The sequence below is a fragment of the Conexibacter stalactiti genome, assembly GCF_033542075.1.
Classification (GTDB): Bacteria; Actinomycetota; Thermoleophilia; order Solirubrobacterales; family Solirubrobacteraceae; genus Conexibacter; species Conexibacter stalactiti.
Window position 1 is genome coordinate 130889 of sequence record NZ_JAWSTH010000001.1, and the last position, 26158, is coordinate 157046.

The 26158-nt window shown below is 73.1% G+C and carries 23 protein-coding genes; 10 read left to right on the forward strand and 13 right to left on the reverse strand.

Annotated features, from left to right (window positions below):
- Positions 1 to 17: 17 nt before the first annotated feature.
- Positions 18 to 584: a TetR/AcrR family transcriptional regulator gene (locus R7226_RS00580; protein WP_318595069.1), complete on the forward strand. Its 567-nt coding sequence runs from the start codon at positions 18 to 20 to the stop codon at positions 582 to 584.
- Positions 585 to 862: 278 nt separating this feature from the next.
- On the forward strand, positions 863 to 2167 hold the full coding sequence (locus tag R7226_RS00585) for a helix-turn-helix transcriptional regulator (protein ID WP_318595070.1): 1305 nt from the start codon (positions 863 to 865) through the stop codon (positions 2165 to 2167).
- Here the strand turns inward: R7226_RS00585 and R7226_RS00590 are convergent.
- A complete protein-coding gene (locus R7226_RS00590; RefSeq protein WP_318595071.1) occupies positions 2164 to 2856 on the reverse strand; it encodes a GntR family transcriptional regulator in 693 nt (230 codons plus the stop codon). The genes R7226_RS00585 and R7226_RS00590 overlap by 4 nt on opposite strands.
- Positions 2853 to 4073, reverse strand: a complete 1221-nt coding sequence (locus R7226_RS00595) for a YlbE family protein (RefSeq protein WP_318595072.1) — start codon at positions 4071 to 4073, stop codon at positions 2853 to 2855. The genes R7226_RS00590 and R7226_RS00595 overlap by 4 nt, the downstream gene beginning before the upstream one ends.
- Positions 4074 to 4248: 175 nt before the next feature.
- Here R7226_RS00595 and R7226_RS00600 point away from each other — a divergent pair, with 175 nt between their 5' ends.
- Together R7226_RS00600 and R7226_RS00605 are read left to right on the forward strand one after the other, a co-directional pair.
- Complete coding sequence (locus R7226_RS00600) at positions 4249 to 4932, forward strand: cysteine hydrolase family protein (RefSeq protein WP_318595073.1); 684 nt, start codon at positions 4249 to 4251, stop codon at positions 4930 to 4932.
- A 4-nt stretch (positions 4933 to 4936) separates the two neighbouring features.
- Positions 4937 to 6577, forward strand: coding sequence for a SulP family inorganic anion transporter (locus R7226_RS00605; protein WP_318595074.1), 1641 nt, complete (start codon positions 4937 to 4939; stop codon positions 6575 to 6577).
- Between the two features lies 1 nt (position 6578).
- Here R7226_RS00605 and R7226_RS00610 read toward each other — a convergent pair whose 3' ends face one another.
- From R7226_RS00610 to R7226_RS00630, 5 genes are read right to left on the reverse strand one after another with little or no spacing between them, the layout of a single operon-like run.
- On the reverse strand, positions 6579 to 9128 hold the full coding sequence (locus R7226_RS00610; protein WP_318595075.1) for a DUF3376 domain-containing protein: 2550 nt from the start codon (positions 9126 to 9128) through the stop codon (positions 6579 to 6581).
- 51 nt (positions 9129 to 9179) lie between these two features.
- Positions 9180 to 9983 carry an acetolactate decarboxylase gene (gene budA, locus R7226_RS00615; RefSeq protein ID WP_318595076.1) on the reverse strand — a complete coding sequence of 268 codons (804 nt, stop codon included), beginning with the start codon at positions 9981 to 9983 and terminating at the stop codon, positions 9180 to 9182.
- Between the two features lie 9 nt (positions 9984 to 9992).
- Entirely contained in the window at positions 9993 to 10709 is a 717-nt protein-coding gene (locus tag R7226_RS00620; RefSeq protein WP_318595077.1) for a FliH/SctL family protein, read from the reverse strand.
- On the reverse strand, positions 10696 to 12201 hold the full coding sequence (locus R7226_RS00625; protein WP_318595078.1) for a peptide MFS transporter: 1506 nt from the start codon (positions 12199 to 12201) through the stop codon (positions 10696 to 10698). Before R7226_RS00625 ends, R7226_RS00620 begins: the two co-directional genes overlap by 14 nt.
- Complete coding sequence (locus tag R7226_RS00630; protein WP_318595079.1) at positions 12198 to 12578, reverse strand: hypothetical protein; 381 nt, start codon at positions 12576 to 12578, stop codon at positions 12198 to 12200. Before R7226_RS00630 ends, R7226_RS00625 begins: the two co-directional genes overlap by 4 nt.
- A 96-nt stretch (positions 12579 to 12674) precedes the next feature.
- On the opposite strand from R7226_RS00630, the gene R7226_RS00635 reads away from it, so the two are divergent.
- The 6 genes from R7226_RS00635 (at position 12675) to R7226_RS00660 (ending at position 19096) form a co-directional block, all read left to right on the forward strand.
- Complete coding sequence (locus tag R7226_RS00635; protein ID WP_318595080.1) at positions 12675 to 13397, forward strand: Bax inhibitor-1/YccA family protein; 723 nt, start codon at positions 12675 to 12677, stop codon at positions 13395 to 13397.
- A gap of 22 nt (positions 13398 to 13419) precedes the next feature.
- On the forward strand, positions 13420 to 15711 hold the full coding sequence (locus tag R7226_RS00640; protein ID WP_318595081.1) for an MMPL family transporter: 2292 nt from the start codon (positions 13420 to 13422) through the stop codon (positions 15709 to 15711).
- Between the two features lie 10 nt (positions 15712 to 15721).
- Complete coding sequence (locus R7226_RS00645) at positions 15722 to 16060, forward strand: hypothetical protein (protein WP_318595082.1); 339 nt, start codon at positions 15722 to 15724, stop codon at positions 16058 to 16060.
- 10 nt (positions 16061 to 16070) lie between these two features.
- Complete coding sequence (locus tag R7226_RS00650; protein ID WP_318595205.1) at positions 16071 to 17447, forward strand: cytochrome P450; 1377 nt, start codon at positions 16071 to 16073, stop codon at positions 17445 to 17447.
- Between the two features lie 120 nt (positions 17448 to 17567).
- Positions 17568 to 18311, forward strand: a complete 744-nt coding sequence (locus tag R7226_RS00655; RefSeq protein WP_318595083.1) for a Type 1 glutamine amidotransferase-like domain-containing protein — start codon at positions 17568 to 17570, stop codon at positions 18309 to 18311.
- Positions 18308 to 19096 carry a Type 1 glutamine amidotransferase-like domain-containing protein gene (locus R7226_RS00660; protein WP_318595084.1) on the forward strand — a complete coding sequence of 263 codons (789 nt, stop codon included), beginning with the start codon at positions 18308 to 18310 and terminating at the stop codon, positions 19094 to 19096. Before R7226_RS00655 ends, R7226_RS00660 begins: the two co-directional genes overlap by 4 nt.
- 158 nt (positions 19097 to 19254) lie before the next feature.
- Here R7226_RS00660 and R7226_RS00665 read toward each other — a convergent pair whose 3' ends face one another.
- The 6 genes from R7226_RS00665 to R7226_RS00690 are packed head-to-tail and all read right to left on the reverse strand — an operon-like array spanning position 19255 to position 26080.
- The gene (locus R7226_RS00665; RefSeq protein WP_318595085.1) at positions 19255 to 20472 is read right to left on the reverse strand and encodes an acyl-CoA dehydrogenase family protein; all 1218 of its coding nucleotides are present in this window, start codon (positions 20470 to 20472) and stop codon (positions 19255 to 19257) included.
- 12 nt (positions 20473 to 20484) lie between these two features.
- Positions 20485 to 21780, reverse strand: coding sequence for an acyl-CoA dehydrogenase family protein (locus tag R7226_RS00670; protein WP_318595086.1), 1296 nt, complete (start codon positions 21778 to 21780; stop codon positions 20485 to 20487).
- A 17-nt stretch (positions 21781 to 21797) separates the two neighbouring features.
- Positions 21798 to 22691, reverse strand: coding sequence for a MaoC family dehydratase (locus R7226_RS00675; RefSeq protein ID WP_318595087.1), 894 nt, complete (start codon positions 22689 to 22691; stop codon positions 21798 to 21800).
- A 4-nt stretch (positions 22692 to 22695) separates the two neighbouring features.
- Entirely contained in the window at positions 22696 to 24114 is a 1419-nt protein-coding gene (locus tag R7226_RS00680) for a 3-oxoacyl-ACP reductase (protein WP_318595088.1), read from the reverse strand.
- 2 nt (positions 24115 to 24116) lie between these two features.
- The gene (locus R7226_RS00685) at positions 24117 to 25394 is read right to left on the reverse strand and encodes an acetyl-CoA C-acetyltransferase (RefSeq protein ID WP_318595089.1); all 1278 of its coding nucleotides are present in this window, start codon (positions 25392 to 25394) and stop codon (positions 24117 to 24119) included.
- Complete coding sequence (locus R7226_RS00690; RefSeq protein WP_318595090.1) at positions 25391 to 26080, reverse strand: TetR/AcrR family transcriptional regulator; 690 nt, start codon at positions 26078 to 26080, stop codon at positions 25391 to 25393. Before R7226_RS00690 ends, R7226_RS00685 begins: the two co-directional genes overlap by 4 nt.
- Positions 26081 to 26158 lie beyond the last annotated feature (78 nt).

The following is a 26158-nucleotide window of genomic DNA, read 5'->3' on the forward strand; positions in this document are numbered from 1 at the left end:
AACGTTTACGCCAGCCGATGCCGCCGAGACCTCGCTCAGACGCCCGCCGCAACCACGACGCCGTGATCGCGGCGGCGCTGCGGCTGCTGTCGGCCGATCCCGAGGCGACGATGCGCGAGATCGCCGACGCCTCCGGCCTCACGCGCACGACCGTCTACCGCCACTTCCCCGCGCGCGAAGAGCTGCTGCGCGCGATCTTCGGCGTCGTCGCGCGCGAGGCCGACGCGGCCGCGCTGACGGCGACCGCCGGCGACCCGCCGCTGGAGCAGGTCGCCGCCGCGATCGCGCGCAGCTCGGTCGCGCTCGGACGGCGCTTCCGCTTCCTCGCCGGCCATGACGCGCTCGCCGACGACGCCGCGCAGACCGCCGGCGACGAGGCGATGGTGCGCTGGCTGGCGATCGCGCGCGAGCGCGGCGAGGTGCGCGACGACATGCCGGTCGCCTGGCAGGCCCGGGTCATGCGCAGCATCGCGGTCAGTGCCGTCGAGACGCACCTCGACGGCGACGCGACCGCCGCGGAGGCCGAGCTGCTGCTGGCGGCCACGGTGGTCGCCGCGCTGGCCGCGCCGTCGGCGGCCGGCTGAGCCGGTCGCCCGCACCGACCGCCGCCGGATGAGCGAGCTGCCGAAATTCGCTCGCGTTGGCGCGTCAACGCGCCTGGAGATGTTCAGCTGACCGGCCAAACGAACGTCTATGTGACACAACTCTTCAGACCATCGACCGCCCCCTCCCGATCCGAGGCTACGATGCGGCGGCGATGGACCGAAGCACCGCAGGACCCGCGCCACACGGGAGGGACGCGGAACATCAGCGTCTCGGACGCGCGCTCCGCAGCGCGTGCGGCGCCCCCTGGGCCGTCGAGATGCGCGCGCTGCACGGCCCTGCCACGGCCGCGCTCGCCGACGCCCGCGCCCGCAAGCAGACGATCACGGCCGCGATCGCGCAGGCGCAGCTCGCCGCCGCGCTCGGCGCCGACGACGACGTCGACGGCACGACGCGCGCGCGCAACAGCGCCGCAATGCTGCTCGCGCGCGTCCCCGGCGCGCCGTCGCCGGAGCGGCTCGAGGCGCTGCTATGGCTCGGCCTCGTCGATTGGAGCGTGCTCGGCGACGTGCGCGCCGCGCGCGACCGGCTGGCCCGTGCGGCGGTGCTCGCACGCGGCGACGAGCACGCCGAGATCGCGCTGGCGACGCTCGCGATACGTGCGCTCGCCTCATCGATCGCCGGCGATCTGACCGGCGCCGCGACGACGGCGCGCGAGGCGGTCGCGGTCGCGCGCGCCAGCGGCGACGCCGCGCTGCTGACGCTCGCGCTCGCGGCCCAGACGCGTCAGCGCACGGTCCACGCCGAGCTGACCGGCGCGGTGAAGGCCGGCGAGGAGCTGCTCGCGCTGCGTTCGCAGGCGGCCGACCTCGCCGAGTTCGACGCGATCGCGGCGTGGGCGGTCGCGCCGGCGCTGCTCGACAGCGGCGAGCTGGAGCGCTGCGCCGAGCTGCTGCTGCCGGCGACGACCGTCGAGCGGCTCGCGCTGCTGCTGCCGCAGGCGCGTGCGAGCCTGCTGCACACGCGGGTGCAGCTGGCGCTCGCGCGCGACGACCTCGGCGACGCGCGCCGTCAGCTCGCGATGCTGGAGGCGCTCGGCTTCGCGCGCACGCCGCTCGGCGGCGCGCTGGCCGGCGTCACCGCCGCGCTCGTCGCGCTCGCCGACGACCGGCCGCTCAACGCCGAGGTGCGCGCGACCGCCGCCGCCGAAGCCGCCCGACGGGCTCCGTCGCGGCTGCTGGAGCTGGGCGCGACACGGATGGCCGGCGCGGCCCAGGCGGCGCTCGGCGCCCCGGAGGTCGCGGCCGAGCGCTTCGCCGAAGCCGAGCAGATCGCCCGCTCGATCGGCGCCCACGCGCGCGCCGAGCTGGCCGCGCGAGAGCGGCGGGCGCTCGGCGGCGACCTCGGCGCCCAGGCCCCGACGGCCGAGCACTACGGACTGACGCCGCGCCAGCTGGAGATCGCCCAGCTGGTCGCCGCCGGCCGCACCAACCGCGAGGTGGCCGCGACGCTCGGGATCAGCGAGCACACCGTCAACACCCACCTGCGCGTCGCCTTCGCGCGACTCGGCGTGACGCGCCGGACCGCGCTCGCGAGCGCGCTGCAGCAGCGCGCCTCGGCCTAGGACTCCGAGACCTCGAACATGCGCGCGAGCGCCTCGCCGACGCGCTCGCGCACGACCAGCGCGCTGCGCTGGACGTGGGCGCGCATGAAGGCGGCGGCGGCATCGGCGTCGCCTTCGAGCACGGTGCGGACGATCTCCAGATGGTCGGCGATCGTCGCGCCGACGCGATCGTCGCTGGTGAAGTCGTGGACGCGCAGGATGCGGATGCGGTCGTTGAGGTCGCGCAGCATCCTCACCGCGACGTCGTTGCCGGCGGCGCGCGCGATCCGCTCGTGGAACGACTCGTCCTGGTGGACGAACTCGGGGCCGTGGTGGCTGCGGCCGCCGCTGCGCTCGGCCTCCAGCGCGCGCCAGTCCTGCAGGATCGCCTCCAGCTCACCGCGGTCGCCGGAGACCGAGGCGCGCCGCACCATCAGCTCCTCCAGCGCCAGCCGCACGTCGTACAGCTCGCGCATCGAGCGGACGCTCGGGACCGCGGGGCAGAGCCCGCCGGCCGGGTCGCGCACGACGTGACCGTCGCCCTCCAGCCGCCGCAGCGCCTCGCGCACGGGCGTGCGGCTGGTCGCGAAGTCGGCCGCGAGCTGCTGCTCGATCAGCCGCTGCCCGATCGGCAGGTCGCCGCGCAGCAGCTTCGCGCGCAGCTCGCTGTAGACGCGGTCGGCCTGGGAGGGGCGGGCGGAGCGGGTCACACCGGTACGTCGTCCAGTGCCGCGACCGCTGCCTCGAAGGCCGCCATCGGCGGATGCGTGATGCCGCCGCCGATCTGCCCGACGCCCGGTCGCACGTGCGCGATGCCCGTATGGACCGGCGGCAGGATCCGCTCGCGCACGACGGCGCGCGCGTCGACGCCGAGCAGCGCGCGGCGCTCCTCGCCGTCCTGCTCGCGCCACGCCAGCCGCGGATGCTCGCCGCCGCCGATCGCGCGCAGGCGGGCGGTGATCGCCTCGGCGTCGGCGGGGTCGAGCCCGACCGTCGGAGCCGAGCGCGGCGAGGCCGCGATCGCGAGCGCGCCGAGGCCGAACGCCTCGACGATCGCCGAGTCACCGAGGTCGGGATTCATCTCGTCCGCAGCGTACCCCTCGTAGAGCGCGGCCGGTTCTGGGAGCGCCGCCGGACCGGTGAACCAGCGGCCGCCGAGGCCGGAGAGCTTGACGCCGACCTCGACGCCGTTGCGCGCTATCGCCGTCACCAGCGCGGAGCCGGGGACCTCGTCGGCGCACAGCAGCGCGACCTTCGCGGAGACCATCGCGGCGTTGAGGAAGAACTGGTGGTTGCCGGCGACGAAGGCGGCGACGTCGTCGGGCAGCTCCGGCTCGAGGATCGCCAGCAGCAGCTCGGTGCCGGCACCGGTGCGGTGGTGGCACTCGTCGCCGAGCCGCAGCGCGCGCGCCTGCAGCTCGATCAGGTCGACCGGCCCGCGGCGCTCGAGCGCGCGCTTCAGCGCCGGGCCCAGCATGGCGCTCATCCAGCGCAGCCGCGCGACGACCTCCTCGTCGTCGGCGCCGTAGCGCAGCACTTTGCCCGAGCCCTCGTTGAGCGGGCACCAGGCGGTCACGTCGCTGCCGGCGTCGCGCGCGACCAGCAGCGGCATCGAGCCGCCGACGGCGCCCGACATCGGGCCGACACCGCCGGCGTCATGGTTGGTCATCAGCGGGATCTCGCCGCGGTCCAGGCGCGCGAGCGTGTCGGCCGGATCGCTCCCCAGCCCCTCCAGCCAGCCGGCGACGCCGAGCGCGGCGCGCATCGGTGCGCACATCCGCTGCGGCTCGATCGGCGGACCGGCGTGGCAGAGGCCGCCCGCGGCGAGGTGGGGGACCAGCTCGGACGCCGGGACGACGTCGACGAGCAAGGGCCGCGCTGCGGCGAGCGCGGCCGCGGCGGGCTTTGCATGCAGCGATGTATTCATGCGCCGCAGCCTAGCCGCGGCGCCCGAAGCGCCGGGCTGGACATCTGGCCAAAGAACACGGGTGATCTCGTCCCCATCGGACCGTGATCAGGTCACCTCGCTCGCATTAGGTTGGCGCCAAGGCAGCGCCGTTGTGCACCGCATTGCATACAACCAACCGTCGGCGAGGAAACGCATGGCCCTGACCGTTCCTGCCAGTCCCTACGACTTCGTCTTCGAACCCACGCGGACCGCGCTCGTCGTGATCGACATGCAGCGCGACTTCCTCGAACCGGGCGGGTTCGGCGAGCTGCTCGGAAACGACGTCTCCGAGCTGGCCCGCGTCGTCGCGCCATTGCGAGCACTGCTGGACGCGGCGCGCGACGCGGGACTCCTTGTGGTGCACACGCGCGAGGGCCACCGCCCCGACCTCAGCGACGCGCCGCCCTCCAAGCTCGCGCGCGGGGGCGGCGAGCTGACGATCGGCAGCCACGGGCCGAAGGGCCGGATCCTGATCCGCGGCGAGGAGGGCCACGACATCGTGCCGGAGCTGGCGCCGCTGCCCGGCGAGGTCGTGCTCGACAAGCCCGGCAAGGGCGCCTTCCACGCGACCGACCTGGAGCTGCTGCTGCGCAACAGAGGGATCGAGCGGCTGATCGTCACCGGCGTGACGACCGAGGTCTGCGTCCACACGACCGTGCGCGAGGCCAACGACCGCGGCTACGAGTGCCTCGTGCCGGGCGACTGCGTCGGCTCCTACTTCCCCGAGTTCCACGAGGTCGGCCTCAGAATGATCGCCGCGCAGGGCGGCATCTTCGGCTGGGTCGGCCACTCGCAGGACCTGCTGGACGTGCTCACCCCCGCGATCGCCAGGAGCTGACTCGATGGACCAGACCCTCAGACTGCCGCTCTGGACCCGCGGCGACCTCAACGCCTTCTTCGGCCTCGGCATCAACATGCTCGTCAACGTGCTCGTGATCACCGGCCTGATGACCGGCGTGATCGGGCTCAGCGACCACGACGCCTTCGAGGTGATCCTGCCGGCGCTCGGGATCGAGCTGCTGGTCGGCAACCTCTTCTACTTCTGGCTCGCGCGCCGGCTCGCGATCAAGGAGGGGCGCGACGACGTCACCGCGCTGCCGTACGGGCCGAGCGTCCCGCACATGTTCATCGTCACGTTCGTGATCATGCTGCCGACCTACCTGCAGACGAGAGACCCGATCCTCGCCTGGCAGGCCGGCCTCGCGTGGGCCTTCATCATCGGCGTGATCATCCTGATCGGCGCCTTCGTCGGGCCGCTGATCCGCCGCTTCACGCCGCGCGCCGCGCTGCTCGGCACGCTCGCCGGGATCTCGGTCACGTTCATCTCGATGCGGCCGGCGGCGCAGATGTGGGAGGCGGCGTGGGTCGCGCTGCCGGTGCTGGCGATCATCGTGATCGGCTTCATCGCGAACGTGCGGCTGCCCGGGAACGTCCCGATCGGCCTCGCCGCGCTCGTCGTCGGCACGACGATCGCGTGGGTCGGCGGCTACATGTCGATCGACTCCGTCAGCGACTCGGCCGAGGCGATCGCCGTCGGCCTGCCGACGCTCAACATCGACCTGCTGTTCGACGGGCTGGAGGGGATCTCGCCGCTGCTGGCGACCGCGATCCCGCTCGGCATCTACAACTTCACCGAGGCGATGTCGAACGTCGAGTCGGCCGCCGCGGCCGGCGACAGATACAACCTCCGCAGCGTGCTGCTGGCCGACGGCGCGGGCGCCGTCGTCGGCGCCGGCCTCGGCTCGCCGTTCCCGCCGGCCGTCTACGTCGGCCACCCGGGCTGGAAGGCCGCCGGCGGCCGCATGGGCTACTCGCTCGCGACGGGCGTCGTGATCTTCCTGCTGTGCCTGTTCGGGCTCTTCCCGCTGCTCGGCGCGATCCTGCCGACGCCGGCGATCGTCCCAATCCTGCTCTACATCGGCCTCGTGATCGGCGCGCAGGCGTTCCGCTCGGTGCCGAAGGCGTACTACGCCGCGGTCGTGCTGGCGATGGTGCCGAACCTCGCGCAGTGGGCGACCGGCCTGATCGACAACGCGCTCGCGGCAGCAGGCACGGCGGCGCCGAGAGTCGGCTTCGAGGCGCTCGCCGGTGCTGGCGTGATCTACGAGGGGCTGCTCCACCTCGGCGAGGGAGCGGTGCTCGCCGGCATGGTGCTCGGCGCGATCGCCGCCTTCATGATCGACCGCCGCTTCCTGTGGGCGGGCGGCTACGCCTTCTTCGGCGCCGCGCTCGCGAGCGTCGGGCTGATCCACGGCGCGAAGGTCGAGCTGTTCGTGCCCGACGGCGGGATAGCGCTCGGCTACGCCTTCATGGGCCTCGTCTGCGTCGCCTTCCACTTCCTCAGAATCCCCGAGCGCGAGGTCGATCCCGACGATCCGATGGACGTCGAGGAGGCGGCCGAGCGGGCCGCCGCGCCGCCGCTGTTCGGCCCGAAGCCGACAGCGCCGGCGGCCGCGGAGAAGCCGGTCGCGGCGGGGGTCTAGGTCAGAGGCGGCGGCGCAGCCATCCGACCAGCCGGGCGAGCCGCTCTCGCCCGGCGCCGCGGGAGAGCGGCAGCGCCACCGCGCGCAGCGGGCCGAGCGCCTTCGCAAGCGGGACTCTCGCCGTGCGCAGCATTCCGAGCGCGACGACTCCCGCATGCGCGATCGTGCCGACGGCGAGGCGGCTCGACGCCTCCTCCGGCGAGCGCAGCCGCTGCGGCAGGGTCGGTGCGGCGCGCAGCGCGCGGACGATCGCCTCGATGCCGTCCTCGAACGGGAGGCGCAACGGCTCGGCACCGGCGCCGAGCTGGGCGTCCCCGTTCGACTCGGCGACCAGCAGCGGCAGCTCCTCCCGCAGCACCTCCAGCTGGATGGCGCGCGCGCAGACGGCGCGGGTGAAAGCCGCGGTCCCGCCGCTGTCCGCGAGGTCGTCGGCGAGCGCACCGCGCAGCGTCTGACGCAGCCCTTCCAGCTCCCCGGGGTGCAGCGGCCCGCTCGTCGGCCGAGCGCTCGGCGGGGGCGCGCCGGCACGTTCGGCAAGCGCCTCCGCGACCAGCCAGCGGTGCTCCGCGCCGGCGCCGTCCGGCAGCAGCCCGTCCGCGAGCGCCGCTGCGACCGCACCGTCGGGGAGCCGCCGCGCGCGCTCCTGGCTGACGAGGATGTCGGCGATCCGCGCGGCTGCGTCGAGTCGGCCCCACATGAAGTCGTTGACCCGCCACGAGCGACGGTAGAACGCGGCGAAGTGGCCGAGGTCGATGCCGGTCAGCTTCTCGCGCGGGCTGCGGCGCACCGTCGCTCTGTCGACCGGCTGCGGGTCGAGGATCGGCGTCGGCGCGAACGGCGTCAACTGCGCGAAGCGCAGCTGCTGCGTCGTCTCGACCTCCTCCTCGCCGCCGTCGAGCGCGCGCCGCACGACCTCGATCGCGAGCGCGCGCGCCAGCAGCGTCTCGAACCAACGATCGTCCGCGTCGGCGGCGGGCGGCCCGAACAGCAGCGTCGCCGCTCTGCCGCCAGGCTGGAGCGCGCTCCTCACCGCCGTGGCCGCGTCTCTGAGCGACGACCGCGGGTCATACGCCTGCACCAGCGCCATCGCCGCCGCGACCGTCTCCGCCGGCGTCGGTGCCGGCGCGGTTGCGCGCAACTCGGCGACGCCGCTCGCGACCTCGGCCTGCTCGCGATAGACCTCCTGCAGCGCGCTGTCGATCGCCATGCGCGCGTTCAGCAGCTCGCCGCGGTCTTCCACGGGCGGGTCGGCGGCGAGCGCGTCGCGCAGCACGTCGAGCAGCAGGTGCAGGAAGCGCTGCGCCGGGCTCATGCCCCACTGCCACGGACCGTCGGCGTCGACGTCGAGCCTGTCCGGCAGCCACGGGATCGCGGCGGTGTCGTCGGCATAGTCGACATAGACGTCGTCGACGACGTCGCCGTCGCCGATCAGCTCCTGCAGCGACTGCAGCAGCCGGCGGCGCCGGTAGGTCGGCAGCAGCGGCCCCGCGACGGCGGCCAGCGCAGCGGCGTCGAGCTGCAGCAGCTTCAGAACGGGCGCGTCGGCGCCGAGCCGCGCCGGCCGCAGCGCCCGCTCGATCGCGCTCAGCTGGTCGACGAACGGCGCCTGTCGCGGCAGCTCGACGACCGCGATCGGAAGCTGTCGCAGCGTCGGTTGGCTGTCCGGTCTGTCGCTGCCGGGCGGCTCCTCCCCGACCTCCGGCGGCGGATCGGCGTTGACGTACAGCACGTACCGCTGCACCTCGCGCGTCGCCGGCCGCGTCGGCACGAGCGCCAGCGCGGCCGCGATCGGCGCGTTGTCGAGCAGGCCGCCGTCGAGCGCCCAGCGCTCGCTCGTCAGCCCCGCCAGCTCGCGCGCTCTGCCCCGCAGCTGGACCGGCTCGAACGCGAACGGGAACGACGCCGAGGCGCGCGCCGCCGCGGCGAGCTGCTCGACCCCGTAGTCGGCCGTCGTGCGAAAGCGGAAACGGGCACGGTGCTCGCGCGCGGTGAGCGTGCGTCTCCATGCGTCACGGAAGGCGTGCGGCTCGCCGGCGACGTCGGTCGTCGTCACGTCGAGCTTGACCTCGATGGCGGGCAGCCCTGCCTGCGCCGGCCCGTCCAACAGCGTGGTGAACGCCGCTCTCAGGTCGGCCGCGAAGAGGTCGCCCTGCATCAGCGACTGCGGCGCGTCCGCCTCGCGACGCTGCAGGAGCCGGCCGAAGTCGCCGAGGTCGAGCCACCTGCCGCGCACGAACTCCGCCGTCAGCGGGCGACGATGGACGATCGCGGCGCCGAGCAGCGCGCCGTTGATCCCGCCGGCGCTGGAGCCGCTCATGATGTCGATCACCAGCTCGCGGCGAAACGCCTCACAGAGCGTCGCGTACAGCCGGCCGGAGCCGCTCTCGCCTGCGGCCCCGGAGCCGAACGAGCGCGCCCGCCGTGCGCTGTCGAGCTCGACCGTCACGCCGCCCATCCAGACGGCCAGACTGACCCCGCCGTTGAGCGCGAGGACCAGCCGCACCTCCTCGGTGTCGGTGTCGACCTGCGCCTTCGGCTGCCCGTCGTTCACGCCGCGCCTTTCGCCCCAGTATCTGGAGCATCGTAGCGGCGAGCGGCACCCTCAGTCGCGTTCGAGCCGGTCGAGCGCCGCCGCCTGGGCGCGCGCGGCGGCCGGGTCGGCCGGCGGCGCCGGCAGCTCGATGCCCGGCGGCAGCTCCATGTGCAGCGTCGTGAGCGTCGCGATCCGCAGCACGCCGGGACCGGCGCTGGCGCTCAGGACGTGGCCGCCGCGGCTGCGGTCGGCGGTGATCGCGTGCAGGTGGAAGCCGGGCAGCTCGACGCCCTCGGCGCCCTGCGGGAAGCGGAAGCCGACGAGCGAGCCGTCGGTCGCCGGCAGCATGAAGTCGCGCAGCTCGGCGGCGACCTCCATCAGCGGCCGGTAGGGGCGCTGCTGCGGCGCGACCGAGCGGGCGTGGACGGCCGCGAGCCGGCCGTCGAAGCGCAGCGCGAGCGCCCCATCGGCCGCAGGCGCGTGCTGTTCGACGAAGGCGAGCAGCTGCTCGTGCGACAGCTCGCGGTCGACCGCGATCGTGACTTCGGGCGCGAACGGCGTCACGACGGCGAACGGCGTGCGCTCGTCGTCGGGGACCGGCGCGATCGAGCCGTCGACGCGGGCGCGCCAGACCTCGCCGTCGAGCACGACCATCTCGCCGTCGAGCGCCTGGAAGGTGCCGAGGCCGAGGTCGCCGTGGGCGCGCAGCTCGCCGATCGTCAGGTCGCCGTCGTAGGCGCCGTCGAGCAGCGCCGCCAGCGTCGAGGTCTGGAAGACGATGTGCGGCGCGGCGCGCTCGTCACCGAGCGCGCCGTGCCGGACCGTGCGCGGATGCAGCGCGGCGATCAGCCGCGGGTCGATCGCCGTCGCCACTGCCGCGCCTCAGTTGCCCGGGTCGCCGGCGCCGCCGCCGTCCTCGGCGGCGTTGCCGCCTGGATCGGTGTTGCTGCCGCCGCCCGAGCTGCCGCCGCTGCCCGCGGCGGACGTGCAGACGCCGCCATCGGCGCACAGCGTGTAGGAGGTGCCGGGCTGGAGCTGCGTGCGGTTGGCGATCGTGAACGGCACGCCGGCCGTGTTGCTGGAGGCGAGGTTGACGATGTAGTACGTGCCCTCGCTCCAGTCGAAGCCGCCGAGCACCGCCGCGGCGCCCTGTCTGACGCCCTCTGACTGGCCGGTCGTCACGCCCTGTCTCTCGCCCTGCTCGAAGCCGACTCTCTCGCCCTGCGCCTGACCCGTTCTCTCGCCCTGGGCGGTGCCTCTCTTGAGGCCGATCTGGACGCCCTCGGCCTTGCCCGCGTCGAAGATCTCCTTATAGCCGGACTGGCCTCTCTGGTACGGCGCAGCACCCTCGGTGCGGCCCTTCTCGAGACCCTCCTGGTAGCCGGCCTGCTGGCCCGCTTCCTCGCCCGAGCTCTTGCCCGAGTCCTCGCCGCTGCTGTGCCCGATCAGGTAGCCGCCGAGGCCGGCGATCACCAGCACCGCGACCGCGACCGCCGCGAGCACGCCGGCGCTGAACGTGCGCCCGCCCTCGTCCGGCCCGTTCCCGTACGGATCTCTGCTCGCCGGCGGCTGCCCGCCCGGCACGTCACTCGTCGACACTGCGTCCTCCTCGATCGCCAAGCATCCAGCGCGTCACGCGCCGGCGCCCCAACAGCATGAACACGCCCGCGGCAGCCGCGAACGCGGCCATCATCCCGAACCACGGCCCCATCCCCAAGCTGGAGACGAGCCCGCCGAGCTCTCCGCCGATCGCATCGCCGACGGAGACGGACAGAAACCAGACCGCCATCGTCGAGCCGGCCGCGGCGGCCGGCGCCAGCTTCGTCGCGGCGCTCAGGCCGACCGGGCTCAACGCCAGCTCGCCGACGGTCAGCACGAAGTAGACGACGACCAGCCACAGCGGCGACGCCTTGCCGCCGTCGCCGGTCGCGGCCGCCGCGCCGACCATCAGCACGAAGCCGAGGGCGACGAGCCCGAGCCCGATCGCGAACTTCATCGGCGTCGACGGCTGGCGCGCGCCGAGCTTCACCCAGAGGGCGGCCATCACCGGCGCCAGCAGCAGGATGTAGAGCGGGTTGAGCGACTGGTAGACCGACGACGGCACGGAGACCCCGAGCACGTCGGGCGCGACGTCCTGCTCGGTGAAGATCGAGATCACCGAGCCCGACTGGTCGTAGACCATCCAGAAGACGGCCGAGGCGCAGAACAGCGCCAGCAGCGCGCGCAGGCGGTCGCGCTCGCCCTCGTCGGTGGCATGGCGGAAGGCGAAGGTGAACCAGGCGACCGGCACGAGGATGATCAGGAAGGTGATCGCGTGCTCGATCCCGACCGCCGAGATCGCGCCCAGCAGGAACAGCGCCAGCAGCGCCGCGACCGGGATCAGCGCGAGCCCGCCGCGCCGCGCGACGCGGCCGCGCTCCTCGCGCGCGAGCGGCGCGCCCGGTCTGAGGCCGATGTCGCCGAGGTCCTTCTGCGTCAGCAGCAGCTGCGCGAGGCCGAACAGCATCCCGACGCCGGCGAGCGCGAAGCCGAGGCGCCACGAGACGTCCTGGCCGATCGGCCCGATCGCCAGCGGCGCGATGAAGGCGCCGAGGTTGATGCCCATGTAGAAGATCGAGAAGCCGGCGTCGCGGCGCGGGTCGTCGGTGCGGTAGAGCGCGCCGACCATCGTCGAGATGTTCGGCTTCAGCAGGCCGGTGCCGATCACGATCACGACGAGGCCGGCGATGATCCCGCCGGTCCCAGGCGCGAGCATCGTGAAGTGACCGATCGTGATCACGACGCCGCCGAGGATCACGGTGCGACGGGCGCCGAGCAGGCGGTCGGCGATCCAGCCGCCGGGCATCGCGGCGACGTAGACGAGCGCCGAGTAGAGGCCGTAGATGCCGGTCGCCTCGCCGAGCGAGAGGCCGAGGCCGCCGTCGGAGGTCGGCGCGACGAGGAAGAGCACGAGGATCGCGCGCATCCCGTAGTAGCTGAAGCGCTCCCACATCTCCGTCATGAAGAGCGTGGCGAGGCCGCGCGGGTGCCCGAATATCGTGTGCTCGTGACGCGTCGGCGTATCCGGCGGCGGGGTCGCGAGCGCGCTCATGCGATGCATCCGTTCAGGACGCGCGGCGGGGCGTGCTCGGCGTCGAGGCCGGCCGCGACGACGACGCTCTCGCGCGTCGCGCGCCAGCAGCCGTCGGCGCCGACGGTGACGCGGAAGCGGTCCTCGTAGGCGTCGGTCGCGCCGGCCGAGATGCCGAGCGCGCAGTCGGTTCTGGGACCGCCGCTGCCGCAGCGGGCGCTGATCACGGTCGAGAACGAGCCCTCGTCGTCGAGCGCGCGGTCGAGCGCGTCGGTGAGGGCCGATTCGAGGCGGCCGCGGGCGTCGTCGCCGGAGTCGCCGCAGCCGGCGAGCGCGGCGCAGCAGAGCAGTGCGAGCAGCGCCGCGGCGGCGCGCGCGAGCAGCGCCGAAGATGGCATCCGAGCGGGCATTGCCCCCGTTGTCGGCCGGTTGTGCGGATCCCTGTAGCGCTTCCGTTGCTTCAGAGCCGGCGGGCAGCGGCCGATACCGGGAGCATGGACACCAGCAATCCCGCTCTGAAGGCGTTCGGCCGCGTCGGCTCCGACGTCGGCACCGACCGGATGACGATCCGCGGCACGATCAACAAGACGCTCGTGCTGCTGGCGATCTGCTTCATCGCCGGCGCCACCACGTACGGCGCGACCGCCTCCAACGAGGACGTCGTCGCGGTCGTGCTGCCGGCGGCGCTGATCGGTCTCGTCGTCGCGATCGCGACGATCTTCAAGCCGCAGTGGTCGCCGTGGACCTCGCCGGTCTACGCGCTCGTCGAGGGCGTCCTGCTCGGCGCGATCACCGCGCTGTTCGAGCAGGAGTACCCGGGCATCGCGATCCAGGCCGCCGGGCTGACGTTCGCCGTCGCCGCGGTGATGCTGGTCGTCTACCAGACGAGAATCATCAAGGTCACGAACAAGTTCCGCATGGGCGTGATCGCCGCGACCGGCGCGATCTTCCTCTTCTACATCGTCTGCTTCGTGCTGGCGCTGTTCGGCATGGACGTCGCGCCGCTCAACGACGCCTCCCCGCTGGGAATCGGCATCAGCCTCGTGATCGTCGGCGTCGCCGCGCTCAACCTCGTGCTCGACTTCGACTTCATCGATCGCTCCAGCCAGGCCGGCGCGCCGAAGGTGATGGAGTGGTTCGGCGCCTTCAGCCTGCTCGTGACGCTCGTCTGGCTCTACCTCGAAATCCTGCGGCTGCTCGCGCGGCTGCGCTCGTAGCGCTCCCGGAGAAACACCTCGAATGACCGCCCTGCTGCATCGCCTCGGCGCCTTCTGCGCCCGCCGTCACCGGATCGTGCTCGTCGCCTGGCTGCTGCTCGCCGTCGGGCTCGGCACGCTCGCCGGCAGACTCGGCACGCAGACCAACGACAACGCGACGCTGCCGGGGACCGACAGCCAGCGCGCCGCCGACGTGCTGGAGCGGGAGTTCCCGGCCGGCGCGGAGAACGGCACCAACCCGATCGTGCTGCGCGCGACCGGCGACGCGAAGCTGACCGACGCGCGCGAGCGCGCCGTCGTGCAGAGAATCGCCGCCGCCTACGCGAGAGATCCCGCCGTGAAGGCGGTCATCAGCCCGTTCGAGCCGGCCGGCGCTGCCCAGCTCGGCAGAGACGGCAAGATCGCCTACGTCTCGCTGACGCTGCGTGACGGGCCGGCGCAGCTGACGATCGACGACGCGCAGGCGCTGCTGGACCGCGCGCAGGAGCTGGCGCGCGGCAGCGGGATCGAGATCGCCGCCGGCGGCTACGTCGGCGCCGACCTCTCCCAGCCCGGCTCGGCCGACTCCGACGCGATCGGGCTGGCGGCCGCGATCGTGATCCTGCTGTTCACCTTCGGCACCGTCGTCGCGATGGGGCTGCCGATCCTGACCGCGATCCTCGGCCTCGGCACGGGGCTGTCGCTGATCACGCTCGCGACCCACGTCGTGCAGGTGCCGAGCACCGCGCCGGCGCTGGCGACGATGATCGGCCTCGGCGTCGGGATCGACTACTCGCTGTTCGTCGTCACGCGCCATCGCGAGCTGATGGCCGAAGGCCTGGACGTGCGCGAGGCGATCGCCGGCGCGGTCGCCTCGGCCGGCGGCGCCGTCTGCTTCGCCGGCGGCACGGTCGTGATCGCGCTCTGCTCGCTGCTGCTGACCGGGATCCCGCTCGTCGCGCAGCTCGGCTGCGTCGCCGCGATCGCGGTGCTCGTCGCCGTCGCCGCCGCGATCACGCTGCTGCCGGCCGCGCTCGGCGCCGTCGGCACGAAGATCGACGCACTGGCGCTGCCCGGTCGCCGCCGCCGCGCCAGCCGCGCGACCGCCGCCGCCTCGCGCGACGACCACGGCGCGCTGCACGCGGGCGCCGCGATCTCGACGCGCCCGCGCCTCGGCGAGTCCGACGCCGCCGATGCCTCGCACGCGCCCTCCGCTGCCGACCACCCCGCCGCCTGGACCCGCTGGGCCCAGCTGATCGCCCGCCGCCCCTGGCCGGCGCTGGTGATCGCGGTCGTGCTCGTCGCCGCGCTCGCGTGGCCGCTGACGACGCTGGAGCTGGGTCAGAGCGACACCGGCCAGCTGCCGTCCGACACGACGGCGCGCCAGGCCTACGACCTGCTCGCCGACGGCTTCGGCGCCGGCGTCAACGGCCCGCTGCTGGTCGCCGCCGAGCTGCCCGCGGGCGGCTCCAGAGCCGAGGCGGCCGCGACGCTGGAGCGACTCCACGTCGCGCTCACGAGAGCCGACGGCGTCGCCGCCGTCAGCCCGCCGCTGCCGGCCCCGAGCGGCAGAGCGGCGCTGCTGACGGTCACGCCGAGATCGGCCCCCTCGGCGGAGGCGACCGAGCGGCTCGTGCGCGAGCTGCGCCGCGACACGATCCCCGCCGCGCTGAGAGACAGCGAGGTGAAGGCGTGGGTCGGCGGCCAGACCGCCGGCTTCATCGACCTCTCCGACGAGATCGGCGACCGCCTGCCGCTCGTGATCGCGATCGTGCTGACGCTGTCGTTCCTGCTGCTGACGGTCGCCTTCCGCTCGCTCGTCGTGCCGTTGAAGGCGGTCGTGATGAACCTGCTGTCGATCGGCGCCGCCTTCGGGATCGTCTCGTTCGTCTTCAGCCACGACTGGAGCGCGCGGCTGATCGGCGTCGAGGGCGCCGCGCCGATCGTCTCGTTCGTGCCGCTGATGATGTTCGCGATCCTCTTCGGCCTCTCGATGGACTACGAGGTCTTCCTGATGACGCGGATGCGCGAGCGCTGGCTGGCGACCGGCGACGCCCACCGCGCCGTCGTCGAGGGGCTCGCCGGGACGGCGCGCGTGATCACCGCCGCGGCGCTGATCATGGTCTGTGTCTTCAGCGCCTTCCTGCTCAACGGCAACCCGACGATCAAGCAGTTCGGGCTGGGGATGGCGGCGGCGGTCGCGGTCGACGCGACGGTGATCCGCTGCCTGCTCGTGCCGGCCGTGATGACGCTGCTGGGCAAGCACGCCTGGTGGTTCCCGAGACGGCGCGTCGCGAGCCCCGCCGAGCAGCCGCCCGCGACCGTCTCCGGGTAGCCTTCCGGGGGTGCAGCGCCTCCCCACCTGGATCGTCGCCGGCGGCTCCCTGCTGATCGGGTTCGCCGTCGCCGACCTCACCGGCGTGCGGCCGCTCGGCGGGATCGTGCTGTTCCTCGGCGCGCTGTGGTGCGGGCTGCGCTGGCGCCGCGAGCAGGGGCTCGCGGTCGCGATCGCACTCGTCGCCGCCTTCCTCGCCGCCTTCGCGCTGTCGCACCCGCTCGGCAGAGCGATCGGCTCGTGGCCGGCGGTGCTCGTCGTCTCGGCGTTCGTCGCGGCGATCGTGTGGGCGCGCGTCGACCGCTTCTCCTCACCGGGAACCGGCGTGTCGGCCTCCGCCGCGCGCTAGCGTCCCTGGCATCGCCGCCGCGCTCGACACCAGCACGCTTCCGCCCGGTCCGCGCGGGCCGCGGCTGCTGACGGTCGCGCGCTTCCTGCTGCAGCCGGAGAGATTCATCCCGGAGTGCCGCGAGCGCTACGGCCCGCTCTTCACGATCACGCTCTCGCCCGACCGCACGATCATCGTCTGCGGCGACCCGGCGGTCGCGAAGGAGGTCTTCACCGGCGACCCCGCGCTGCTGCACGCCGGCGCCGGCAACGTCGTGCTGAGACCGCTGCTGGGCGCGCGCTCGGTGCTGCTGCTCGACGGTCCCGAGCACCTGCGCCAGCGGCGCCTGATGCTGCCGCCGTTCCACGGCGAGCGGATGCGCGGCTACGGCGAGCGGATGCGCACGATCGCCGAGCGCCACGTCTCGCAGTGGCCGGTCGGCGAGTCGTTCGCCGTCCACCCGTCGATGCAGGCGATCACGCTGGAGGTGATCCTGCGCGTCGTCTTCGGCGTCGAGGACGCCGCCCGCGTCGCGCAGCTTTCGGCGCCGCTGCGCCAGCTGCTCGACTCGACGACCCAGCCGCGCCGGCTGCTCGGACTCCAGTTCACGAGATCGCAGGGCGCGCGGCCGCGCACGCCGTGGGGTCGCGTGAAGCGGCTGATGGCGCCGGTCGACCGGATGGTCTACGAGGAGATCGCCGCGCGCCGCGCCGAGGCGGCGGCCGGCGGCGAGCCGCACGACGACATCCTCTCGCTGCTGCTGGAGGCGCGCGACGAGCAGGGCGAGCCGCTGACCGACCTCGAGCTGCGCGACGAGCTGATGACGCTGCTGCTCGCCGGCCACGAGACGACCGCGACGGCGCTGGCGTGGACGCTGGAGCGGATCACCCGCCACCCGCACGTGCTCGCGCGGCTGCAGGACGAGGCCGGAGACCCCGCGGGCGCCGCCTACCTCGACGCGGTGATGACCGAGACGCTGCGGCTGCGGCCGGTCGTGCCGGCGGTCGTGCGCAAGCTGCAGGCGCCGCTGACCTTCGGCGGCTGGGAGCTGCCGGCCGGCGTCAACATCGCGCCCAACATCTGGCTGATCCACCGCGACCCCGCGCTCTACCCCGAGCCCGAGGCGTTCCGACCCGAGCGCTTCCTCGGCAGAAGACCGGGCACCTACGAGTGGATACCGTTCGGCGGCGGGATCCGCCGCTGCCTCGGCGCCAGCTTCGCGCTGTACGAGATGCGCGTCGTGCTGGAGACGATCCTGGCGCAGGCGCGCTTGGCGCCGAACACCGCCGCTGCCGAGCGCGTCACGCGCCGCTTCGTGACGTTCACGCCGGCCGACGGCGGCCGTATCACGGTCGCTTCGCGGCGCACGCCGGCCGGCGCCTCGCCGGCGCCGTTGGTAGCCGCGTAGCGGCGCCCAGCGCTCGTCGGCAGCACCGCTCGAAACTTGTTGTCCGAGTGTCTACTCGACTCTGGACGATTGCGTAGAGATTCTTGCGGTGGGGGCGTGAATACTCGTTCCATGACGACCATGCGACCCCCAACCATCGTGGCCTTCGGCGGAGGTGGATTCTCGATGGAGGCTGGGAACCCCTTGCTGGACGACTACGTGCTGTCGCTCACCGGAGTGAACCGGCCGCGCGTGTGCTTCGTCCCCACCGCCTCAGGCGATGCAGACCACTACGTGGTCCGCTTCTACCGCACCTTCTCGATGACGTGCGAGACCTCTCACGTCTCGCTCTTCCGCCGCGACCGCGGCAGCGGCGCGGTCGAGGGCGACCTCGAGGAGCACCTGCTCAACCAGGACGTGATCTACGTCGGCGGCGGCAGCGTCGTCTCGCTGCTGGGCGCGTGGCGGGCGCATGGCCTCGACCGCATACTGCGCGCCGCCTGGAGGAAGGGCGTCGTGCTGTGCGGGCTGTCGGCCGGCTCGCTCTGCTGGTTCTCGGAGGCGGTCACCGCCTTCCACGGCGCGCCGAGCGTCGTGCGCGGCCTCGGCCTGCTGCCCTACTCCAACTGCGTCCACTACGACGGCGAGCCGGAGCGGCGCGAGGAGTACCGCCGCTTCGTCGGCGACGGCGTGCGGCCCGGCTACGCGGCCGACGACGGCGCCGCGCTGCACTTCGAGCACCGCCAGCTGCGGCACGTCGTCAGCTCGCGGCCGAGAGCGCAGGCCTACCGCGTCGAGCCGATCGACGGCGAGATCGTCGAGGCGCCGCTGAATGCCCGGTACCTTGGGACGACGATGCCTGATCTCTTGACCGTGGCTGCATGAGCGGCCCACCCCGGATCCTCGCGATGGGCGGGGGCGGCTTCACGATGGAGCCGGACAACCCCGCCCTCGACGACTACGTCGTGTCGCTGACGGACTCACGCGAGCCGCGCGTGCTGTTCCTGCCGACGGCCTCGGGCGATCCGACCGCGCAGATCACCTCCTTCTACGGCCGCTTCGGGCGCACCGCCTCGGCCACCCACCTGTCGCTGTTCCGCCGTCACGGCTCGGCGCGCACGCTCGCCGACATCGTGCTGGAGCAGGACGTGATCTACGTCGGCGGCGGCTCGATGCGCAACCTGCTGGCGATCTGGCAGGCGCACGAGCTCGACGCGCTGCTGCGCGAGGCGTGGAGACGCGGGATCGTGCTCGTCGGCCTCAGCGCCGGCGCGATGTGCTGGTTCCAGGGCGGCGTCACGCGCTCCGGCGGCCCGCCCGAGGTGATCAAGGGGATGGGCCTGCTGCCCGGCTCCTTCAGCGTCCACGCCGACGGCGAGCCGGAGCGGCTGCCGGTCTGGCTCTCAGCCGTCAGATCGGGCGAGCTGCCCGGTGGCTGGGCGGCCGACGACGGCGTCGCGCTGCTGTTCCACGGCACGAAGATGACGAAGGTCGTCACGTCGCGGCCGGGCACCGCCGCCCTGAGGGTCGATGCGGTCGCCGGCCAGCTCGTGCGCCACCGGATCGAGCCGGAGCTGCTCGGCGTGACCACGACGAGCCCGCTCAACGCGCCGGTCAGCGACGACATCCGCGAGCTGCGAGACCTGAAGTACGGCATGCGCCGGGGCTGACGCTCCGCGGCATTCAAGAGTGAGGCGACGGCCCGGCGCGATCCGCACCACCAGCGCGCCGGGCCGCCCACCTCGGGTGGTGCGGAGGGGGCACGCCCTCCGCACCGGTCACGTGAGCGACGGAGGCACGTCCGTCGCTCACGCGCTTCTCGGCGGTCCTATCTGAGCTCTGCCGAGCTCTTGCCGAGCAGCTGTCGGGCGATGATCAGCAGCTGGATCTGCTGAGTGCCCTCGAAGATGTCGAGGATCTTGCCGTCACGGGCCCACTTCTCCAGCAGCAGCTCCTCGCCGAAGCCGCGCGAGCCGCAGAGGCGCACGCAGCGCAGCGCGACGTCGACGCAGGTCCGTCCCGCCTTCGCCTTCGCGTAGGAGGCGTGGAGCGAGTTCGGCTTGCTGTTGTCGGCCATCCAGGTCGCCTGCATCGTCAGCAGGCGCGCGGCCTCGAAGTCGGCCTCCATCGCGAGGTACTCGGCGGCGGCCGCCGACTGCGACTGAGCCGGCTTGTCGTAGTCGACCTCGACGCCGGCCTCGGCCAGCAGCTCCTGCGTCTGCTCCAGGCAGGCGCGCGTCAGCCCGACGGCCATCGCGGCGACGAGCGGCCGCGTGTTGTCGAACGTCTGCATGACGCCCGCGAAGCCTCTCTTGACGTCGACCTCGGGGCTGCCGAGCAGGTTCTCTCTCGGCACGCGGCAGTCGTCGAGGATGAACGCGGCCGTGTCGGAGGCGCGGATGCCGAGCTTGTGCTCGAGCCGGTCGAGCTTCATGCCCGGGTTCGAGCGCTCGACGACGAACGACTTGATCGCCGCGCGGCCGAGGCTGCGGTCGAGCGTCGCCCACACGACGACGAGGTCGGCACGCTCACCTGAGGTGACGTAGATCTTCTCGCCGTTGAGGATGTACTCGCCGGTTCTCTCGTCGTACTCGGCGGTCGTGCGGATCGCGGCGGAGTCCGAGCCGGCCTCCGGCTCGGTGATCGCCATCGCCGCCCACTTGCCGTCGAACCGCTTCAGCTGCTCGTCGTTGGCGACCGAGGCGATCGCCGAGTTGCCGAGCCCCTGGCGCGGCATCGACAGCAGCAGGCCGACGTCGCCCCAGCACAGCTCGACGATGCCGAGCGCGGTCGACATGTTCGAGCCGTTGCGGATCTCGTCGCTCTGCTCCTGCCGGCGGACGCCGCCGGCGCCGGCGCCGCCGCCCATGTCGGAGCCGTCGTTCATGCCGTCGAGGAGAGCGGCGAGCATGTCGAGCTCTCTCGGGTAGGCGTGCTCCTCCTGGTCGTACTTGCGCGAGACCGGGCGGAAGATCTCCTCGGCGACCTGATGGGCCTGGCCGACGAGCGGGAGGAACTTCTTCGGGACTTCCAGATTCATTGGCATCGGTCAGGTCTCCTAGACGAGCAGGGCGCCCTCGACGACGCCGACGGCACGCAGGTCGCGGTACCAGCGCTCGACCGGGTGCTCCTTGATGTAGCCGTGGCCGCCGAGCAGCTGAACGCCCTCGGAGCCGATCCAACTGCCCTTCTCGCCGCACAGGTGGCGGGCGAGCGCGGTCTCGCGCGAGAAGTCCTTCTCCGCGTCGGCGCGAGCGGCGGCACGCAGCGTCGTCAGCCGCATGCCCTCCAGCTCGATCGCGATGTTCGAGACGGCGAACGCGACCGACTGACGATGCGAGATCGGCTCGCCGAAGGCGACGCGCTCGTTGACGTACGGAATCACGTAGTCGAGCACCGCCTGGGCGGCGCCGACGGCCAGCGCGCACCAGCCGAGCCGCGCGCGGCGGACGGCCTCGGCGTAGACGGCCGGCGAGCCGTCACCGAGCAGCGCTCTGGCCGGCACGCGCACCTCTTCGAGCAGCACCTCGCCGAAGCCGGCGGCACGCGCGCCCATGCCGGGCGACGTCTTCGTCAGCACGCCCTCGGCCTTCGTCTCGACGAGGAAGAGGCCCGGGCCGTGGCCGGCGATTCTCGCCGCCACCAGCAGCAGCTCGGCGTCGGCCGCGCGCGGCACGAACGCCTTCACGCCGGAGAGGACGTAGTCGGCGCCGTCGATCCGCGCCGTCGTCTTCAGCTCGAACGGGTCGAACAGCGGGCTCGGCTCGTGCAGCGCAAAGGCCGCGACGGCGGCGTCGTCGGCGACGAGCGCGGGCAGGTAGGTGCCCTGCTGCTCAGCGTCGCCCCACAGCGACAGCGCGGTCGCGACGCCGGCCGGCGCGAGCGCGGCGACGGCGAGGCCGAGGTCGCCGTGCGCGAGCGCCTCGGCGGCGAGGACGGTCGTGACGGCCGAGCGCTCGCTGACGGCGCCGCCCAGCTCCTCCGGCACGCCGAGCATCGTCAGGCCGAGCTCGGAAGCCTCGGCGAGCAGCTCCTTCGGCGCCGCCGCGGCCTCGTCGGCCTTGAGCGCGTTCGGACGCAGTCTCTCGGCGCCGAAGTCGCGGAAGGCCTCCATCAGCATCTGCTGCTCGTCGGTCGGCGTCAGGTCGAAGACGCCCGAGCCCGACGGCTTGAGGCGGGCCGGCTTCTTGCCGTTGCCCTGCACCTGCTTGAAGGTGCGGTTGGCGGCGCCGACGGCGCGGAAGCCGTCGCGCGTCGCGCGGTAGACGACGCCCTCGGCCTGCTTGCGGATGCCGAGTCTGTCGACGAGGTCCGAGCCGGCGAAGCGGCCGAGGGCACGGAGCCCGAGGCCCATGCTGCGATCAGCCACACTCATGCGGCGGTCACCGTTCCTTCCAGATGGATCTTCGTGTCGTCTTTGCGATTGCGGACGGCGAAGCGGCCGTCCTCTGCTGCGAACGCGACCTTGCCCGGGAGCAGGATCGGCCGCTTGAAGGTCACGTCGACGGTGTACGCGTCCGGCAGCGTCGACTCCAGCGCCGCGAGGCAGCGCGCCTTCGTCCACATGCCGTGCGCGATCGCGCGCGGGAAGCCGAGCAGCTTCGCGCTGTACGCGTGCATGTGGATCGGGTTGCGGTCGCCCGAGACGGCGCCGTAGCGACGGCCGAGGTCCTCGCCGAGCTTCCACAGCGCGACGAAGGGCAGCTCGGACGGCGCCGGGCCGCCCTGAGGCTTCGGGCGCTCCGCGTCCTTGGAGCCCTTGCCACGCCGCAGCATCGTCGAGGCGTCCTGCCACACCAGCTCGTCGCCGACGCGCGCCTCGGAGACGATCGTGAAGGTCTTGCCCTTCGCGTGCGGCTGGACCGGCATCGTGTGGACGCGCAGGTCGTAGGTCTCGTCGGCGCGCAGCGGGCGGAACTGCGTGATGCGGTTGCGCAGGTGGACGAGGCCGACGGCGCCGAACGGGAACGCGCCGTCGGTCATCAGCGCCATGTGCAGCGGGAACGCCTGCACGTGGACGAAGGTTGACGGCAGCTCGTCGCGCAGCGTGAAGCCGCAGACGCGATCGTAGGAGGCGAGCTGGTCGCGATCGGTGCGGACGCCGTCGAGCGTCAGCGTGGTTCTGGGGAGCTTTCCCCCGGCGCCGGCGACGAACGGCAGCATCGAGGCGCCCGGGATCAGCGGCAGCGCAGCCTTCGCGTAGAGGCCGAGCGTGCCGGGCGGCCCGCTCAGTCTCCGTACGGTGCTGTTGGGAGCAGCAGCCATCGGGTCAGGCTCCCAGCAGGCTCTGGCCGCAGACGCGCACGGTGTTGCCGGTGACGCCGGTCGAGGCGGGGCTGGCGAAGTAGGCGATCGCCTCGGCGACGTCGACCGGCAGCCCGCCCTGCGAGAGCGAGTTCATGCGGCGACCGGCCTCGCGCGTGGCGAACGGGATCTTCGCCGTCATCTGCGTCTCGATGAAGCCCGGGGCGACGGCGTTGATCGTCGCGCTCTGTCTCGCCAGCAGCGGCGCGTAGGCGTCGACGACGCCGATCACGCCGGCCTTCGAGGTGGCGTAGTTGGTCTGGCCGAAGTTGCCGGCGATGCCCGCTATCGAGGAGACGCAGACGATTCGCCCGTTCTCGTTCAGGACCGCTCTTCTTCTGCCCGCGATCAGCGCGTCGGTGATCCGCTGCAGCGCGCCGAGGTTGACCTGGATGACGCTGTTCCAGCGCGCCTCGTCCATCCGCCCGAGCGTCTTGTCGCGCGTGATGCCGGCGTTGTGGACGACGACGTCGACGCCGCCGTGCTCCTTCTTCAGGTACGCGGCGATCGTTCTCGGCGCGTCCTCGGCGGTGATGTCGGCCGTCAGCGCGGAGCCGCCGATCGCGCCGGTGACGGCCTTCAGGTCACCCTCCAGCGCCGGCACGTCGAGGCCGACGACGTGGGCGCCGTCGCGCGCGAGCGTCGCCGCGATCGCGGCGCCGATGCCGCGCGAGGCGCCGGTCACGAGCGCGACCTTGCCGGCCAGCGGCTGGCTCCAGTCGAGCTGCGGCACCGCGCCGGCGGCGCTGACGCGGATCACCTGGCCGTCGACGTAGGCGGACTTCGACGACAGCAGGAAGCGCAGCGTCGAGGCGAGCTGGTCCTCGGCGCCGGGGGCGACGTAGACGAGCTGGCCGGTCGCGCCGGCCTTCAGCTCCTTCGCGGCGGCGCGCGTGAAGCCCTCCAGCGCGCGCTGGGCGATCTGCTCGCTCGGCGTGCTCGCCGCCTCCGGCGTCGTGCCGAGCACGACGAGACGGCCGCAGCGCTTGACGCGGCGGATCGTCGGCCCGAAGAAGAGGTGCAGCTGCTCCAGCTGGGCCGGCTCCGTGATGCCGGTCGCGTCGAAGACGATCGCGCCGTACTTCTGCGTCGCGGCGGCCGCGGGGGTCCACGGGCCGGCGTCGAGGCCGGCCTCGGCGGCGGCGGCGCGGAGGTCCTCGCGCAGCGGCGTCGAGGCCTCCGCGCCGATCTCGGCGACGAGCTTCGCCAACGCGCCGGCGAGCCGTCCGCCAGGCGCGCCGCCGAGCAGCACGCGGCCGTCGACGACCGCGTCGCCGGGGCTGAAGCGCTTCAGCGGGACCGGGGCGGGAAGGCCGACCTGCTTCTGGACGAGCTTCCCGATCGGCGTGTTGATCAGTTCGGTGTAACGGTCGGCTTGTGCCATGTCTATGCCTCCAAGATCGCGACGACGCCCTGGCCGCCGGCTGCGCAGATGCTGATCAGGCCACGGCCGCCGCCGCGCTCGTGGAGCGCCTTCGCGAGGCTGGCGACGATCCGCCCGCCGGTCGCGGCGAACGGGTGGCCGGCAGCGAGCGAGCTGCCGTTGACGTTGAGCTTGTCGCGGTCGATCGAGCCGAGCGGGCCGTCGAGGCCGAGCCGCGTGCTGCAGAAGGCCGGGTCCTCCCATGCCTTCAGCGTCGAGAGGACCTGCGAGGCGAACGCCTCGTGGATCTCGTACAGGTCGAAGTCCTGCAGTCTGAGGCCGTTGCGGGCGAGCAGCCGCGGCACCGCGTAGGCCGGCGCCATCAGCAGGCCCTCGCGGCCGTTGACGTAGTCGACCGCCGCCGTCTCCGCGTCGACGAACCACGCCAGCGGCGTCAGGTTGCGGGCGGCCGCCCACTCCTCGCTGCCGAGCAGGACGGTCGCGGCGCCGTCGGAGAGGGGCGTGGAATTGCCCGCCGTCATCGTGCCGGACTTGCCGCCGAAGACGGGCTTCAGCTTCGCCAGCTTCTCGAGGCTCGTGTCGGGGCGCAGGTTCTGGTCGCGCTCGAGCCCGAGGTACGGGGAGACGAGATCGGCGTTGAAGCCGCGCTCGTAGGCGGCGGCGAGGTTCTGGTGGGAGCGGTAGGTCAGCTCGTCCTGCGCCTCGCGCGTGATCCCCCACTCGGCGCCGGTGCGCGCCTGGTGCTCGCCCATCGAGAGGCCGGTGCGCGGCTCCTCGTTGCGCGGCGGCGCCGGCGCGAGGTGCTGCGGGCGCAGCCGCAGGAACGGCTTCAGCTTGTCCTGCGTCGAGCGGCCGCGGTTGGCGTCGAGCAGGATCTGGCGCAGGTCCTCCCCGACGGCGATCGGCGCGTCGGAGGTCGTGTCGACGCCGCCGGCGACGCCGGCGTCGATCTGGCCGAGCGCGATCTTCGCGGCGACGAGGTTGATCGCCTGCAGGCCGGTGCCGCACGCCTGCTGGATGTCGTACGCCGGCGTCTCGGCCGCCAGGCGGCTGCCGAGGACCGACTCGCGCGTGAGGTTGAAGTCGCGGCTGTGCTTCAGCACGGCGCCGGCGACGACCTCGCCGAGCCGCTCGCCCTCCAGCCCGAAGCGGGCGACGAGCCCGTCGAGCGCGGCGGTGAACATGTCCTGGTTGGATGCCTTCGCGTACTTGCTGTTCGAGCGCGCGAACGGGATGCGGTTGCCGCCGATCACGGCAACTCTCCGGGGACCGGCGGTCATGGTGCTCCTTGGTGTCTGTTCGAGGGTGCGTCGGAAGCGGGTTCGGGACCGGGGAGGGCGCTGAGCGCGGCGCGCGCCTGCAGGCCGGGCTCGACGGTCGCGACGAGCAGCTCGGCGGCGTCGGCGGGCGGCATCGCGCCGGTCCGCAGCCACCAGCGCGCAAGCGCCTCGGAGGCGCCGAGCAGGGCGTTGGAGAGCGCCTCGACCTCGGTCGCCGCGCGCTCGCGGTTGTGCTCGGGGATCAGCGCCAGCTGCGTCTGCGCGACGAGCGCCAGCAGGCGGTCGCGGTAGACGGAGACCGAGCGCGTCAGCTCGCCGCCGGCCGGCAGCGTCTCGTCGAAGAGGACGCGCCAGGCGTCGCGGTCGCCGTCGACGAAGGCGAAGAAGGCCTTGAGGCCCTCGCGCAGCGCCTCGGCGGGGCTTGACGCGCTCGCGACGGCGGCGCCGACGGCGCTCAGCATCGCCTCGCCGGAGCGCTCCATGCAGGCGAGGTAGAGCCGCTCCTTGTTGCCGAAGTAGGCGTACAGCAGCGGCTTCGTGACGCCCGCGGCGGCGGCGACCTCGTCCATCGTGACGGCGCCGTAGCCGTGCTCGGCGAAGGCGGCGTGGGCGATGTCGAGGACCTGCTGCTCACGCTCGGCGCGCGGCAGTCGGGAGCGCGTGGTTGCCGTGGTCGACTGGACCATGGCGTTCATATTACCCAGGTATAAATTTATATGCCAGTAGCAAGTGGGTGGAAGGTTCGGCCGGGTCCAAGGGCGGAC

Coding starts and splice junctions, on each gene's coding strand:
- R7226_RS00580 (WP_318595069.1), top strand. CDS start 18: ATGCCGCCGAGACCTCGCTCAGACGCCCGCCGCAACCACGACGCCGTG.
- R7226_RS00585 (WP_318595070.1), top strand. CDS start 863: ATGCGCGCGCTGCACGGCCCTGCCACGGCCGCGCTCGCCGACGCCCGC.
- R7226_RS00595 (WP_318595072.1), bottom strand. CDS start 4,073: ATGAATACATCGCTGCATGCAAAGCCCGCCGCGGCCGCGCTCGCCGCA.
- R7226_RS00600 (WP_318595073.1), top strand. CDS start 4,249: ATGGCCCTGACCGTTCCTGCCAGTCCCTACGACTTCGTCTTCGAACCC.
- R7226_RS00605 (WP_318595074.1), top strand. CDS start 4,937: ATGGACCAGACCCTCAGACTGCCGCTCTGGACCCGCGGCGACCTCAAC.
- R7226_RS00625 (WP_318595078.1), bottom strand. CDS start 12,201: ATGAGCGCGCTCGCGACCCCGCCGCCGGATACGCCGACGCGTCACGAG.
- R7226_RS00630 (WP_318595079.1), bottom strand. CDS start 12,578: ATGCCATCTTCGGCGCTGCTCGCGCGCGCCGCCGCGGCGCTGCTCGCA.
- R7226_RS00635 (WP_318595080.1), top strand. CDS start 12,675: ATGGACACCAGCAATCCCGCTCTGAAGGCGTTCGGCCGCGTCGGCTCC.
- R7226_RS00640 (WP_318595081.1), top strand. CDS start 13,420: ATGACCGCCCTGCTGCATCGCCTCGGCGCCTTCTGCGCCCGCCGTCAC.
- R7226_RS00655 (WP_318595083.1), top strand. CDS start 17,568: ATGCGACCCCCAACCATCGTGGCCTTCGGCGGAGGTGGATTCTCGATG.
- R7226_RS00660 (WP_318595084.1), top strand. CDS start 18,308: ATGAGCGGCCCACCCCGGATCCTCGCGATGGGCGGGGGCGGCTTCACG.
- R7226_RS00665 (WP_318595085.1), bottom strand. CDS start 20,472: ATGCCAATGAATCTGGAAGTCCCGAAGAAGTTCCTCCCGCTCGTCGGC.
- R7226_RS00670 (WP_318595086.1), bottom strand. CDS start 21,780: ATGGGCCTCGGGCTCCGTGCCCTCGGCCGCTTCGCCGGCTCGGACCTC.
- R7226_RS00675 (WP_318595087.1), bottom strand. CDS start 22,691: ATGGCTGCTGCTCCCAACAGCACCGTACGGAGACTGAGCGGGCCGCCC.
- R7226_RS00680 (WP_318595088.1), bottom strand. CDS start 24,114: ATGGCACAAGCCGACCGTTACACCGAACTGATCAACACGCCGATCGGG.
- R7226_RS00685 (WP_318595089.1), bottom strand. CDS start 25,394: ATGACCGCCGGTCCCCGGAGAGTTGCCGTGATCGGCGGCAACCGCATC.
- R7226_RS00690 (WP_318595090.1), bottom strand. CDS start 26,080: ATGGTCCAGTCGACCACGGCAACCACGCGCTCCCGACTGCCGCGCGCC.